This window comes from Ruegeria sp. HKCCD9138 (assembly GCF_057220975.1).
In genome coordinates, this window is sequence record NZ_JBWVAZ010000006.1 from 178233 (window position 1) to 191558 (window position 13326).

Consider the following 13326-nt stretch of genomic DNA (forward strand, 5'->3'; position numbering starts at 1 on the left):
TGAAACAGATAGGTCATAGATTGCAAGCAATTGAAGGCCTTGCTCTGACGTGCATTTGCTATTCAACCTTCGAATGCTTCGCCCCAACGCCGGACATTGATCCGGAGATGCGCAATCTGTATGCCGAAAAGAACACGTACCGGGGCAGGGTCTATCGTTGTGGCAAAGCCAGCATCCAATGTCATGGATCGCACGCTGATGTATTGTGCCGTCTTCATCGGCGGGGCAGCGGGGTCGCTGCTGCGCGAGGTGTTTGCGCTGGAAATCCCCGGCGCGCCTCTGCTGACGGCGACTTTCGGGATCAACGTTGTAGCCTGTTTCGTTCTGGGCTGGCTATATGCCTTGCGTCACCGGGTCCATGCCCATGTGCTGCATCTGGGCGCCGTCGGCTTCTGCGGCGGGCTATCTACCTTTTCCTCATTCGTGGCCGAGTTGGAGCGGATTGCAGAAACCAGTGGATGGTCCGTTATCGTTGCGATCATGGCCGAGATTGTGTTTGGCCTTGGGGCAGCCATGCTGGGTGAAACGCTGGGCCGCAGGTCCCGGATGGGGAGAGCCCGGGAATGACCGACCTCTATCTGCACGCCATGTTCGCGTTGGGCGGAGGTTCGGGCGCCGTGCTGCGTCACTGGCTTGCGCAGCGTGTGACCCATGATCTGCCCTTCTCGACACTGATCGTGAATGTCGTCGGCAGCCTGTTGTTGGGTCTCTGGATCGGGTATCTCGGCGGTCCTGTCGAGATGGGAGAAGAAGAAAAACGGCTGGTTTTTGGCTTCTGCGGCGGCTTCACGACGTTTTCCAGTTTTGCGTACCAATCGCTGGAACTGCACCGCAATCGCACAGTTGTATTTGCCGCAGGGAATATCCTGCTCAGCCTCGTCCTGTGCTGGCTGGCCTTGTGGGTTGGATTGGTTCTGACAGGTGATTTCACATAGCGTGCATATGCATGCGGACGGCAAGATTCCCCAAAATCCAGACTGTTCCACCGATTATGATCAGCAGGACCAGCGTTGAGAAAAGGATCAGGTCCAGATCCTCCCGGCTGCTGCGGCGTCGATCGATATGCAGGAAATAAACCAGCTGCACGACCAGCTGAGCCAACCCCAGCAAACCGATGGTCAGGTAGACGCCCTTTGTTTCGATACCGAACCAGTAGGCGATCAGGAATACCGCCAGTGTCAGCAGCAGGGACCCGCCATAGCCTATCACATAGCGCCGGCGCTCGCGGTGGTGCATTTCGGTCCGTCTATCCATAAGCCAGCCCTCCGAAGTACACGATTGTAATGATGCCGATCCAGATCAGGTCCAGAAAATGCCAAAACAGCGCCAGCCGCACGACCCGTGACATCAGCAAGTCGGTCAGGCCCATCACCCGCAACTGGATCCCGAGCACAATCAACCAGAGACAACCTGCCGCGACGTGCAGACCATGCAGCGGGACCAACCCGTAGAATGCCGACAAGAAGCCGCTGCGCTGAGGAACACCTCCCTTTTCCGCCATGGCGATGAAATCACGGATTTCCAGAACCAGAAAGCTGAGGCCCAGAACCAGTGTCACTGCGAACCAAAGAACGATGCGCGCTCGTGGCAGATTGTATTTCAGTGCCAACATGGCCAGCCCTACCGTGAGACTGCTGGTCAGCAGGATCATGGTTTGGGCAAAGATGCTGTTGAGATCGAACAGCTCATGCGGCCCGGGCCCACCGGCCTGCGCATCGATCATCGTGATGTAGATGGCGAACATCAGTCCGAAGTAGACCAGATCGCTCATCAGAAAGACCCAGAAGCCAAAGGTGACAACCTCCGAGAACTTGTCGGCGCTGGCGTGGTCTTCGCCAAGGTTCAGGCCAGGATAGCTGTGCGATGGTGCACGTCTCATGTCACGGCCTCCATGTCGGGGCGGGCAAGGCCACGGTTTTCCGGGGCTGTTTCGTGGTCGCGGTCGACAGCTGTCGAGCTGTGCACCAGATCCAGCCAGGCCTCGTGGTCCTTTCGAACTTCTTCTGCCGGGATGACCAGTTCTGTGCTGGTATCAAAGGTCCAGACAATGATGGACAGGATGATCAGAACGGTCATCAGCGCCGCCAGCCACCAGATCCACCACACCAATGCAAACATCCATATGCCACTTAGAACGCATAGGATGAATCCGATTCCGGTGTTGCGCGGCATCTCGATATCTTCATAGGCGTCCGGCGAAGGATAGGCCTCGCCCCGCTCTTTGGCGGCTGCAAAATCGTCCCGATCGGTAACATGCGGGATGATTGCAAAATTGTAGGGCGGCGGCGGCGACGGGATCGACCACTCCAGCGTGCGCCCATCCCACGGGTCGCCCACCGGCACACGGGTCTTGTCCCGATCACGGATGCTGACCCACAGTTGGATCAACACCGAGAACAGCCCGCAGGTGATGATCAGCGCACCGATGATGGCAACGATCATGAAGGGCTGGAACGACGGGTCGGCGTAGCTGAATGACCGCCGGGGCATGCCCATGAGCCCGACAAAGTAGAGAGGCATGAACGTCAGCAGGAACCCAACAGTCCAGCAGAACACCGACACCCGCCCCCAGAACTCGTTCAGGCGAAACCCGAAGGCTTTGGGGAACCAGTAGTTATAGGCCGCCAAAAGACCGAAAAGCACACCGGGCAGCAGCGCGTTGTGGAAATGCGCCACCAGGAACAGTGTGTTGTGAACCTGATAATCCACCGTCGGGTTGGCCAGAACGACGCCGCTGAGACCACCGATCACGAACAGCATCAGAAACGCCAGCCCGTATAGCATTGGCACCGAAAACCGTATTCGCCCTCGCCAAAGCGTCGCCATCCAGTCATAGACCTTTACACCGGTCGGGATGGCGATCAGCATAGTAGCGATGCCGAACACCGCGTTGATCAGCGCACTTTGACCCATGGTGAAAAAGTGGTGCAGCCAGACCGTGAAGGACAGCACTGCAATCGACATGGTGGCGATGACCAGCGAGTTGTAGCCGTAAAGGCGCTTGGCCGAGAATGTGGCGAAAACTTCGGAATAAATTCCGTAAGCCGGCAGGACCAGCAGGTAGACCTCGGGATGGCCAAACAGCCAGAACAGGTTGGCATAGTTCATCATGTTGCCGCCGAGGTCGTTGGTGAAGAAATGGAAGTCCAGATACCGATCGGCCGCCAGCAACAGCGCGGCAACGCCCAGCGGTGGCATCGCGAAGATGATCAGGATCGAGCTGCAGATGATCGTCCAGCAATACATCGGCAGCCGCATGAACTTCATCCCCGGCGCGCGCAATTTGTAGATCGTGACAGCGAAGTTGATACCTGTTAGCGTTGTACCAACGCCCGAAACGACAATGGCCCAGATCCAGTAGTCCGGGCCAACGCCCGGATTGAACGCAGCCCCTGTATAGGGTGGATAGGCTGTCCAGCCGCCGGTCGAAAACTCTCCGACAACCAGAGAAACCATCAGCATCATCCCGGCCGAGACCGTGACCCCAAGCCCGATCTGGTTCAGCCTCGGAAACGCGACGTCCCGTGCTCCGATCATCAGCGGGATCACATAGTTCGCAACGCCGAAAACAAAGGGAACGGCTACGAAGAAGACCATGATCGTGCCATGCGTGCTGAAGAGCTCGGCAAAGTGTTCCGGTTCCAGAAACCCGTCCCCTGGTCCCGCTGCCTGCTGCGCGCGCATCACGACGCCTTCCAGCACACCGCGCGCCAGCATCACGATGGCAAAGACGATATACATTATGCCGATCTTCTTGTGGTCCGCACTGGTCAGCCAGTCCCGCCACAAGGGCCCCCAAAGCCGGAAATATGTCAGCAGCCCGAGCACCGCCACGACACCGATAACGACAATAGCCGCGGCTGCGTTGGCGATGATCTCATTGGTCGTGGGGTTCTGAATCAACCCGGCGACGGGAAACGCGTCCCAGGTGAGGCGGCCAAAGAACCCGGTATCGGTGGTAGTCATTGACTTGCCTCCTGCCCGAAGACTGCGGTTCCCGGTTGTTGGTCCAGCGGCAAGGATTTGCCGCTGTGGTAACGTTGCAGAATACTGTGGAACAGATCGCCACCCTCCACCGTAAAGTACAACGCGGTCTTGGGCATGTTTTCGGTTCCAAGAGCGGCCTGTACCTCCTCCCGATCCGTGCGCATGGCGAGCGTCTTGTAGGTCGGCGGATCAAGTGGAATACCGTTCTGACGTACGGTTTCGACCCACGCATTGAAATCGTCCGCCTGCATCGCAAGTGTGTTGAATTTCTGCTTGGTGAAACCGCGCCCGTTATACTGCGTGTTTTCTCCTTGCATTGTCTCGGGCGCGTCTGCCACCAAATGCAGCTGTGTCGTCATCCCCGGCATGGCGTAGATCTGCCCCGCCAGCGCCGGGATCATGAAAGATTGCATGACCGTGTCGGTCGTCAGCGTCATCGCAATCTGCTGTTTCACAGGGATACCCAGCTCTCCGACACTGGCAATGCCAAGGTCTGGGTAGATGAAAAGCCATTTCCAGTCCAAGCCGACGACCTGCACCCGCAGCGCTGGTTCTTCGCCGAAGGGGGCGGAATAGGGATCCAATCGGTGCGTGGCCTTCCAGAGATAGAAGGACAAAAGGGCCACGATCACCACCGGAACACCCCACATCAGAAATTCCAGCCCGGGCGAGAAATCCCAATTGGGCGTGTAGGCGGCGGCACTGTTCTTGCGACGGCGGTAGCGCAAGGCAATCAGCGGGACCAAAACGAGCACAGGAACCACGGCAATCAGGATCAACGCCGTTGCACGCAAGAGATGAGTCCTTTGCACGGCCGCAATCGGGCCCTGAGGATCCATGAAGCTATCGCTGGCCAAGGCGACCTGTGCGGATGCAAGCACCAACGAAGCACCCAAAAGTGCTGGAATGGCCACACCGAACATCCTGAAAATGGTCACGCCTGCTCGCCCTCAAAGAATAAGTCCAATACGGTCAACTATCGGCAGAGTCAGACAATTTCTCAAGGTATTTTCCAGATGGTGCCGATGCGGGACAGGCAGGCGCGTCCTGAAACGGTAGATTATTGACTTGTTGCGATCCGCGGGCGAGACCTGAAGGTGATGTTTCGGATCGCAATCACTTTAATGCTTTGCCTGTGCGCATCGGCTTCGCCGGCGCGGGATCGCGCGGCAATCGAGCGACAGTTTCAGAGCTGGATCTGGAAAACTGTCTGGCCGCAGGCGCGGGCCAAGGGCGTATCACGCCAAACTGTCGAACAGGCCTTTTCCGGGGTGACATTGAACTGGGATTTGCCGGATCTGGTGCCACCCGGTTACAAGCCTTCGGAGCGGAAAAAACAACGGCAGGCCGAATTTGGTTCCCCTGCCCGGTATTTCAACGCAAACGCGGTGCAAGGTGCCACGTCCGCAGGCCGAAAGATGGCAAGGCGGCATGCGCAGGTACTTGCGCGTGTCGAGGCGGAGACCGGTGTCCCGCCACGCATTCTGCTGGCGGTCTGGGGCCGCGAAAGCGGGTATGGCCAGGTGCCGATCCGCCACGATGCAATTCAGGTTCTCGGCACAAAAGGGTTCATGAGCACACGGGCCGACTTCTTCACTGATGAGCTCATAGCCGCCCTACAGATTGCCGAAGCGGGCCATGTGTCGGGGCGGGGGATGAAAAGCAGTTGGGCTGGAGCTCTGGGGCAGCCGCAGTTTATGCCCTCCAGTTTTCTGAACTATGCCGCCGATGGTGATGGTGATGGGCGCGCCGATATCTGGGGGTCGCCAGAGGACACGCTTGCATCGATCGGAAACTACCTTGACCGGCACGGATGGGTCGAAGGTCGCGACTGGGGATTTGAGGTGGTCGTACCGGACACGGTGTCCTGCGCGTTGGAAGGCCCGGATCAGGGTCGACCCATTCAAGACTGGGTGGCTATGGGAATTGAAAGAGTTTCCGGACGGCCGTTCCCGGCGCATGAACTACCGGCCGAGGGGTATCTGATGTTGCCAGCCGGTCGCCACGGCCCGGCCTTTATCGTCACGCCGAATTTCTATGTCCTCAAGGAATACAACACCAGCGACCTATATGCGTTGTTCGTGGGTCATGTTGGGGATCGAATTCAGTACGGTGTCGGGGATTTCAGCGGCGGTTGGGGCAAGGTTGGTGGCCTTTACCGTTCGGACATCACCCGGATGCAGCAGGCTCTGGAACAACAGGGGCATGACGTCGGAGGTGCCGACGGGTTGCCGGGCTACAAGACCCGAAGGTCCATCGGGCGCTGGCAGCAATCAACCGGTCGCGCGCCGACCTGCTTTCCCGAGGCCCGAATGAAAGCCCATCTGGTACCCTGAACACCCAGGTGATTCGCGACGGATTGCCCTACCGCGCGCACCCATCTCGACAGCTGAATATTTGACCTTCACAAAAATGTCATGGCTGCGAGGTGTTTCAGAATATTATTTCATCAGCCTACCCTGTTACGGTTTCATTCGGCCTTCCCCCGCTCATTTCCTCACATAACCTTTCACCTTTGTTAAAAAGGTGCCACGTTCTGCGGCAGTGAAAGATGGCTTTCGCAACTGGATTTCCGACATTTCAACTGGAGCCGACACGACCGGACTCTCGCGTTCCTGCACGATCTGGATCAAAGCAAAACCCTATTGGATACCGGAAATACAACGGATCAGGGCCGCCCCGCATCCCGAAGATGCGAGTACCCGACGCCAAAAAAATGGGAGTAACACGAATGAACAGAATTATCCGAACCTCACTGGCGGGGCTATTGTCCACGACCATGATCACCGGTGCTGCGCTGGCGGCCGGCACCCATCCCGAAACCGGCGAGCCGCTGGCGGATGACCAGACCTTTACCTATCGCATTCTGGACGAGCACAGCTCGGTCGACCCGCAGGTGGTCGAGGATGTTTCGGGTGCGGAAATCGTCCGCGACCTGTTTGAAGGCCTGATGAACCAGGACGAAGACGGCAATCTGGTGCCGGGTGTGGCCACCGAGTTTTTCGTCAACGACACCAAGGACGTCTACACCTTTACCCTGCGCGACGATGCAAAGTGGTCGAATGGCGACCCGGTAACCGCAGGTGATTTCGTTTACGCCTGGAAACGCGCTGTCGATCCCGAACTGTCCTCGCCTTACGCGTGGTACATGGAGCTGATGTCGATCGAAAACGCCGCCGACATCATCGCGGGCGAAAAGCCGGTTGACGAATTGGGCGTCAAAGCCATCGACGACAAGACTCTCGAAGTTCGCCTGAGCGCGCCGTTGCCGTATTTCCCGCAGATGACCACGCATTCGACCACCTTCCCTGCCCCGCAGAAAGTGGTCGAAGAGTTTGGCGATACCTGGACCAAGCCTGAAAACATCATCTCGAATGGCGCCTATGTCCTGACCGAACACCTGCCGCAGGAACGTTCCGTGCGTGAGCGTAACGAGATGTACTGGGACAACGACAACACCATCATCGACAAGGTCGTGGCACTGGTGATCAACGACGAAAACGTTGCCCTGACACGCTACCTGGCCGGTGAACTGGACCGCACCGAAATCCCTGCCGGTCAATACCCGCGCCTGAAGGAAGAGCACCCGGAAGAGGCCATCAGCTTCCCGCGCCTGTGTAACTATTATTACACGTTCAACCTTTCGGAAGGTGGCCCCGAAGCCTTCAAGGACCCCAATGTCCGTCAGGCCCTGTCGCTTGCCGTCGACCGCGAAATCATCACTGAAAAAGTAATGGCCGGCGGTGAACCCCAAGCCTATACATTTGCACCCGAAGCAACCGCGGGCTTCACCGTGCCGGCAGTTGAAATGGCGTCGATGACTCAGGCCGAGCGCGATGAGCTGGCCAAGGAGCTGCTGGCCGAGGCAGGCTATGGTCCTGACAATCCGCTAAGCTTCGAAATGGTCTACAACACCTCGGAAAACCACAAGAAGGTGGCCGTGGCGCTGAGCCAGATGTGGAAACAGAAGCTGGGTGTTCAGGCCGAGCTGGCCAACATGGAATGGAAGGTGTTCCTGGAAGAGCGCGGCAACCAGAACTTCGATCTGGCCCGCGGTGCGTGGTGTGGAGACTACAACGAAGCATCCACCTTCCTGGACCTGTTGCAGTCGGATTCCGGCTATAACGACGGCAAGTACAACAACGCGCGCGTAGACGAGCTGCTGGCCGAGGCCAAAACCTCGGACGATCCGGCACCCCTTTACACTGAGGTTGAGCGTATCATTGCGCAGGAAACCCCAGTGATCCCGATCTATCACTATGCCGGTGTCTACATGATGGACAGCGACGTCGGGAACTGGCCGGTGAACAACGTCGAGCAGAACTGGTACTCGAAGAACCTCTACAAGATCGCCGAGTAATCGTCTTTGGACCGCGCCCTGTCCCGAAACAGTTCGGGGCAGGGCCAAAAAACATGGGGGCATGGAATGCTTGCCTATAGTTTGCGGCGACTGCTGGTTGCCATTCCGACGATCCTGTTGCTGATCGTCGCCTGTTTCTTTCTGATGCACTTTGCGCCCGGTGGGCCCTTCACCTCGGAACGGCCTTTGCCACCGCAGGTTCTGGCCAATATCGAGGCGCGGTACGGGCTGGACCAGCCGTTGTGGAAGCAGCTTTGGGATTACCTGTACAACATCGTCGTGCATTTCGATTTCGGCCCATCCTTCAAGTTCAAGGACCGGGACGTGAACGACATCATCGCGCAGGGCTTTCCGATCTCGCTGACCTACGGCTCGTTGTCGTTTCTGGTGGCGACGGCGGTTGGCGTCAGCCTCGGCATCGCTGCGGCAATCAAGCACAACAGCTGGATCGACTATTTCGCTGTTGGTTTGGGCATTGCGGCGCAGGCGCTGCCGAACTTCATCATGGGCCCGATCCTGATCCTGACATTCACCCTGTGGCTGGGATGGCTGCCGGGCGGCGGCTGGAACGGCGGTCAGTGGCAATACCTGATCATGCCGGTCATCGCGCTTGCAACTTCCTACATGGGGTCGATCGCACGGATCACCCGGTCGTCTATGCTGGAAGTTCTGAACTCGAACTTCATCCGCACCGCACGCGCCAAGGGACTGCCGACCAGAACCGTGATCTGGCGTCACGCACTGAAGCCCACGCTGCTGCCGGTCGTATCCTATCTGGGACCGGTCTTTGTCTACGTTCTGACCGGTTCGGTCTTTGTCGACATCTACTTTTCGACCGGCGGTCTGGGACAGGCCTATGTGGGATCTGCCCTGTCGCGCGACTATGCCGTGCTGCTGGGGGTCACGATCCTTTATGGCGCGCTGACCGTCATCGTGAACCTGCTGACCGACCTGGCCTATGCCTGGTTCGATCCGAAAATCCGCTACTGAGGGGCAGGCAATGCTAGGAAAATCACAAAAAGCCGCCCATCTGGCCGAAGAGATCACTGATTACACGGTCATTCAGGGGCGATCGCTGTGGCAGGACGCACGGATGCGTTTTGTCCGCAACAAGGCCGCAATGGCCAGCGTCTTCATTCTGGGTCTCATCGTGCTGTTCACGATCATCGGACCTTATTTCGCTGTCTGGAACAACGAAGAGATCGACTGGAATGTCATGGGTGACGTGCGCGGCATGGGCATGCCATCGGTCGAGACCGGCCACTATTTCGGTGTCGACGATCTGGGGCGCGACCTCTACAGCCGTGTCATTCAGGCCACGACCACGTCACTGCTGGTTGGTCTGATCGGTGCCGCGACGGCGCTGATTGTCGGCACCTGCTATGGCATCGCAGCGGGTTATATCGGCGGTCGCACCGACAGCGTCATGATGCGCTTTGTCGACATCCTTCTGGCGATCCCGGCAACATTGGTCATCATCCTGTTGCTGGTCGTGGCGGGTCGGTCCTTCTTCATGCTGTTCATCGCCCTCGGCGCAGTTGGCTGGCTGACCATGGCGCGGATCGTGAGGGGGCAAACCCTGACCCTGAAGAACCGCGAGTTCATCGAGGCCGCGCGCGCTGCGGGTGTCAGCGAGTTCACCATCATGTATCGCCACATCCTGCCCAACCTTCTGGGCGTGGTGATTGTCTACGCATCTCTGCTGGTGCCCGAAATGATCCTGACCGAAAGCTTCATCTCATTCCTGGGCCTGGGTATTTCGGAACCCTACACCTCGCTGGGCCGTCTGATTGCCGAAGGGGCTGGGACCATGAGCTATGGCACCCTGTGGCAGCTAATGTATCCCCTGACATTCTACGTCGCCATCATCATCACCATGTTCTTCATCGGCGATGGGTTGCGCGACGCTCTGGACCCGAAGGATCGCTGATATGAGTCTGTTTTCCGTAAAGGACCTGAGCGTCCGGTTCGATACTCCTGATGGCGTGGTCGAGGCCGTCAAAGGCATCAGTTTCGACATCAATCCGGGCGAATGTCTGGGCATTGTCGGTGAAAGCGGTTCGGGCAAAAGCCAGACCTTCATGGCGGCGATGGGGCTGTTGCCGCCGGCCGGGCGCGCCACCGGATCGGCCATGTTGAACGGACAGGAAATCCTGAACCTGCCTGTGAACAAGTTGAACCAGATCCGCGGCGATGACGTGGGCATGATCTTTCAGGATCCGCTGACCGCCCTGACACCGCATCTGCGGATCGGTCAACAGATGCGTGAAGTGTTGCAGGTGCATGAGGGTCTGACGGGCTCTGCCGCCCGCGCACGCTGTCTGGAATGGCTGGACCGGGTGCGCATCCCCGAGGCCAAACGCCGTCTGGATCAGTACCCGCATGAGCTGTCCGGCGGTATGCGCCAACGGGTCATGATTGCCATGTCGATGCTGTGCAACCCTAAGCTGCTGATCGCGGACGAACCGACAACGGCGTTGGATGTGACCGTACAGGCCGACATTCTGGACCTGATGGTGCGTCTGCAAAAGGACGAAGGTACGGCGATTGCCCTGATCACGCACGACATGGGTGTTGTCGCGCGGATGTGCGACCGCATTCAGGTCATGCGCCTCGGGCAGTTCGTGGAGGCGGGGGATACCCGCGAAATCTTCCGTGCACCGCAGCACGAATACACCCGCACCTTGCTGGAAGCGATGCCACGTATCGATGCCGGCGACGCACCCAAGGCACTGGGCAAGGTGGATGAACCGCTGCTGACCGTCGATGACGTCAAGGTTCATTTTCCGATCCACGTTCCGGGCGGCCTGTTCGGTCACAAGGTGCCACTGAAGGCCGTGGACGGTGTCAGCTTCGACATCCGCAAGGGCGAGACGCTGGGTGTGGTCGGTGAATCCGGCTGTGGCAAGTCCACGCTGGCGCGGGCCGTTCTGCAATTGATCGAACCCAGCGCGGGCAATGTCAGCTGGCTGGGCCATCCGATTGTCGGTCTCAGGCGAGCGGAACTGAACAAGTACCGCAAGGACCTGCAGATCGTGTTCCAGGACCCGCTGGCCAGTCTCGATCCGCGCATGACGATCTCGGCCTCGATTGCGGAACCGTTGAAAACATACCGCCCCGACCTGACCGAACGCGAACGCAAGGACATGGTCGCGGAAATGATGGAGAGGGTCGGGCTCAAGGCCAACATGATCAACCGCTACCCGCACGAGCTGTCGGGCGGGCAAAACCAGCGAGTGGGAATCGCGCGCGCAATGATCAACAAGCCCAAACTGATCATTTGTGACGAAGCGGTTTCCGCTCTGGACGTGTCCATTCAGGCTCAGATCGTGGAATTGTTGCGAGAATTGCAACAAGAATTCGGCTTGTCGATGATCTTCATCAGCCACGACCTGTCGGTCGTACGGGCAGTGTCGAACCGGATCATGGTTCTGTATCTGGGCCGCATTGTCGAGCTGGGAGATGGTGAGGTGATCTGTTCCGAACCCATTCATCCCTACACCAAATCGCTGATCTCGGCCGTGCCGATTCCGGACCCGGACGTAGAGCGCACCCGCACCCGCCTGAAACTGCCTGGTGAATTGCCCTCTCCGATGGATCCCAAGGCGGCACTTCGGTTTTTGCCCAGTCGTTTAGCGGCTGGTCAGACGAGTTACGTTCCGAAGTTGAGCGAGGTTGCTCCGGACCATTTCGTAGCCGAACACGATCCGCTTGAAGCCATCATGGGCACCGCCTGACCGTGTCCCCCAAAGCCGGCCAAACGGCTTTGGGGGCTTGCCCAATCCAAGTGTCCAACATTTTCGTGAACAGCAGGTTTATGTCTTACCTAGGCCGCGTGACCTCGCCAATATGCGGCTGGTACGGTGCCCGACCGGCGATATCCCGCCCGCAAAGTTTTGACTCTACCCAGTCCTCAATGGCACATTTTAACTTGCGAGCGTCGGTCATGCCGCACCACATTGATAATCCCGGCTTCGCAGCCTAAGAGCATTTCTGAATGCGCTACGGATTGAAAACAGTAGATTGAGTTTGAGAGGTCACATGACACGCAAGGTTACCAAGGCGATTTTCCCCGTAGCGGGGCTGGGTACGCGTTTCTTGCCGGCAACGAAGTCTGTTCCCAAGGAAATAATGACGTTGGTTGACCGCCCGCTGGTTCAATACGCCATTGACGAGGCCCGTGCCGCCGGCATCAAGGAGTTCATCTTTGTCACGTCCCGCGGCAAGTCCGCGCTCGAGGATTACTTCGACCACAATCTGGTGTTGGAACAGGAACTGAAAGCCAAGGGCAAGGACAAGCTGCTGGAGACACTGAGTGCCACCAACATGGAAAGTGGCGCCATCGCTTACATTCGTCAGCACAAAGCCCTGGGTCTGGGACACGCTGTCTGGTGCGCGCGCAGATTGATCGGTGACGAACCCTTTGCCGTCATGCTGCCCGATGACGTAATCGCAGGTGACAAGCCCTGCCTTCAGCAAATGATCGAAGCCTATGAGGAAACCGGTGGCAATATGGTCGCCGCCATGGAAGTTCCGAACGAGAAGACAAGCTCATATGGTATTCTGGACGTGAATGGCGGGGTTGGCACCGTGACCCGCGCAAAGGGTATGGTGGAAAAACCGAATCCCGAAGAGGCTCCGTCCAATCTTGCGGTGATTGGCCGCTACATTCTTGGCCCGTCGGTTCTGTACAATCTGAACCAGAAAAAGAAAGGCAGCGGCGGCGAAATCCAACTGACAGACGCAATTGCCGAAGACATCGGGAACGGTGTCCCGGTATTCGGCTATAAGTTCGACGGTCAGCGATTTGACTGTGGATCAAAGTCAGGGTTCCTGCAGGCCACGGTTGCCTTCGCACTGGCCCGAGATGATCTGCGCGATGATCTGAACCGATACCTGCACGACCTCATTGTTGCGAACCGGGCTGCACAGTAACGAAATGCCGTGCACGGAACCGGAAACGCTTGCGAAGCCTGAGT

General features: G+C 58.1%; 12 protein-coding genes. 8 read left to right on the plus strand and 4 right to left on the minus strand.

Translation table 11 applies throughout. The features are described 5' to 3' along the window. The first annotated feature begins 183 nt into the window (after positions 1 to 183). Both AC2TEL_RS12680 and crcB read left to right on the plus strand, forming a co-directional pair. Positions 184 to 567, plus strand: a complete 384-nt coding sequence (locus AC2TEL_RS12680; RefSeq protein ID WP_480841976.1) for a fluoride efflux transporter FluC — start codon at positions 184 to 186, stop codon at positions 565 to 567. Further along, positions 564 to 935 (plus strand): fluoride efflux transporter CrcB, encoded by a 372-nt coding sequence (crcB, locus tag AC2TEL_RS12685; protein WP_480841977.1) that lies wholly within the window; start codon positions 564 to 566, stop codon positions 933 to 935. The genes AC2TEL_RS12680 and crcB overlap by 4 nt, the downstream gene beginning before the upstream one ends. Here crcB and AC2TEL_RS12690 read toward each other — a convergent pair. From AC2TEL_RS12690 to AC2TEL_RS12705, 4 genes are read right to left on the minus strand one after another with little or no spacing between them, the layout of a single operon-like run. Next, positions 928 to 1254 carry a cytochrome o ubiquinol oxidase subunit IV gene (locus tag AC2TEL_RS12690; protein ID WP_480841979.1) on the minus strand — a complete coding sequence of 109 codons (327 nt, stop codon included), beginning with the start codon at positions 1252 to 1254 and terminating at the stop codon, positions 928 to 930. The genes crcB and AC2TEL_RS12690 overlap by 8 nt on opposite strands. After that, positions 1247 to 1879, minus strand: coding sequence for a cytochrome c oxidase subunit 3 (locus tag AC2TEL_RS12695; protein ID WP_480841980.1), 633 nt, complete (start codon positions 1877 to 1879; stop codon positions 1247 to 1249). The genes AC2TEL_RS12690 and AC2TEL_RS12695 overlap by 8 nt, the downstream gene beginning before the upstream one ends. After that, positions 1876 to 3966, minus strand: a complete 2091-nt coding sequence (locus AC2TEL_RS12700; protein WP_480862409.1) for a cbb3-type cytochrome c oxidase subunit I — start codon at positions 3964 to 3966, stop codon at positions 1876 to 1878. The genes AC2TEL_RS12695 and AC2TEL_RS12700 overlap by 4 nt, the downstream gene beginning before the upstream one ends. Then, positions 3963 to 4925 (minus strand): cytochrome ubiquinol oxidase subunit II, encoded by a 963-nt coding sequence (locus AC2TEL_RS12705; protein ID WP_480904287.1) that lies wholly within the window; start codon positions 4923 to 4925, stop codon positions 3963 to 3965. Before AC2TEL_RS12705 ends, AC2TEL_RS12700 begins: the two co-directional genes overlap by 4 nt. A 162-nt stretch (positions 4926 to 5087) precedes the next feature. On the opposite strand from AC2TEL_RS12705, the gene AC2TEL_RS12710 reads away from it, so the two are divergent. The 6 genes from AC2TEL_RS12710 (at position 5088) to galU (ending at position 13282) form a co-directional block, all read left to right on the plus strand. Next, complete coding sequence (locus AC2TEL_RS12710) at positions 5088 to 6323, plus strand: lytic murein transglycosylase (protein ID WP_480862411.1); 1236 nt, start codon at positions 5088 to 5090, stop codon at positions 6321 to 6323. Positions 6324 to 6718: 395 nt separating this feature from the next. Next, the gene (locus AC2TEL_RS12715; protein ID WP_480862413.1) at positions 6719 to 8347 is read left to right on the plus strand and encodes a peptide ABC transporter substrate-binding protein; all 1629 of its coding nucleotides are present in this window, start codon (positions 6719 to 6721) and stop codon (positions 8345 to 8347) included. Between the two features lie 66 nt (positions 8348 to 8413). After that, positions 8414 to 9337, plus strand: coding sequence for an oligopeptide ABC transporter permease OppB (gene oppB / locus AC2TEL_RS12720; protein WP_480841990.1), 924 nt, complete (start codon positions 8414 to 8416; stop codon positions 9335 to 9337). Between the two features lie 10 nt (positions 9338 to 9347). Next, complete coding sequence (locus AC2TEL_RS12725; RefSeq protein ID WP_480841992.1) at positions 9348 to 10277, plus strand: ABC transporter permease subunit; 930 nt, start codon at positions 9348 to 9350, stop codon at positions 10275 to 10277. A gap of 1 nt (position 10278) precedes the next feature. After that, on the plus strand, positions 10279 to 12084 hold the full coding sequence (locus AC2TEL_RS12730; RefSeq protein ID WP_480904290.1) for an ABC transporter ATP-binding protein: 1806 nt from the start codon (positions 10279 to 10281) through the stop codon (positions 12082 to 12084). Positions 12085 to 12388: 304 nt separating this feature from the next. Continuing rightward, on the plus strand, positions 12389 to 13282 hold the full coding sequence (gene galU, locus AC2TEL_RS12735) for a UTP--glucose-1-phosphate uridylyltransferase GalU (protein WP_480841996.1): 894 nt from the start codon (positions 12389 to 12391) through the stop codon (positions 13280 to 13282). Positions 13283 to 13326: the final 44 nt, after the last annotated feature.

Bases quoted from the DNA above. Each gene is read 5' to 3' on its own strand.
- AC2TEL_RS12700 (WP_480862409.1), bottom strand. From the start codon at position 3,966: ATGACTACCACCGATACCGGGTTCTTTGGCCGCCTCACCTGGGACGCG.
- galU (WP_480841996.1), top strand. From the start codon at position 12,389: ATGACACGCAAGGTTACCAAGGCGATTTTCCCCGTAGCGGGGCTGGGT.
- AC2TEL_RS12715 (WP_480862413.1), top strand. From the start codon at position 6,719: ATGAACAGAATTATCCGAACCTCACTGGCGGGGCTATTGTCCACGACC.
- crcB (WP_480841977.1), top strand. From the start codon at position 564: ATGACCGACCTCTATCTGCACGCCATGTTCGCGTTGGGCGGAGGTTCG.
- oppB (WP_480841990.1), top strand. From the start codon at position 8,414: ATGCTTGCCTATAGTTTGCGGCGACTGCTGGTTGCCATTCCGACGATC.
- AC2TEL_RS12710 (WP_480862411.1), top strand. From the start codon at position 5,088: ATGTTTCGGATCGCAATCACTTTAATGCTTTGCCTGTGCGCATCGGCT.
- AC2TEL_RS12690 (WP_480841979.1), bottom strand. From the start codon at position 1,254: ATGGATAGACGGACCGAAATGCACCACCGCGAGCGCCGGCGCTATGTG.
- AC2TEL_RS12725 (WP_480841992.1), top strand. From the start codon at position 9,348: ATGCTAGGAAAATCACAAAAAGCCGCCCATCTGGCCGAAGAGATCACT.
- AC2TEL_RS12695 (WP_480841980.1), bottom strand. From the start codon at position 1,879: ATGAGACGTGCACCATCGCACAGCTATCCTGGCCTGAACCTTGGCGAA.
- AC2TEL_RS12730 (WP_480904290.1), top strand. From the start codon at position 10,279: ATGAGTCTGTTTTCCGTAAAGGACCTGAGCGTCCGGTTCGATACTCCT.
- AC2TEL_RS12680 (WP_480841976.1), top strand. From the start codon at position 184: ATGGATCGCACGCTGATGTATTGTGCCGTCTTCATCGGCGGGGCAGCG.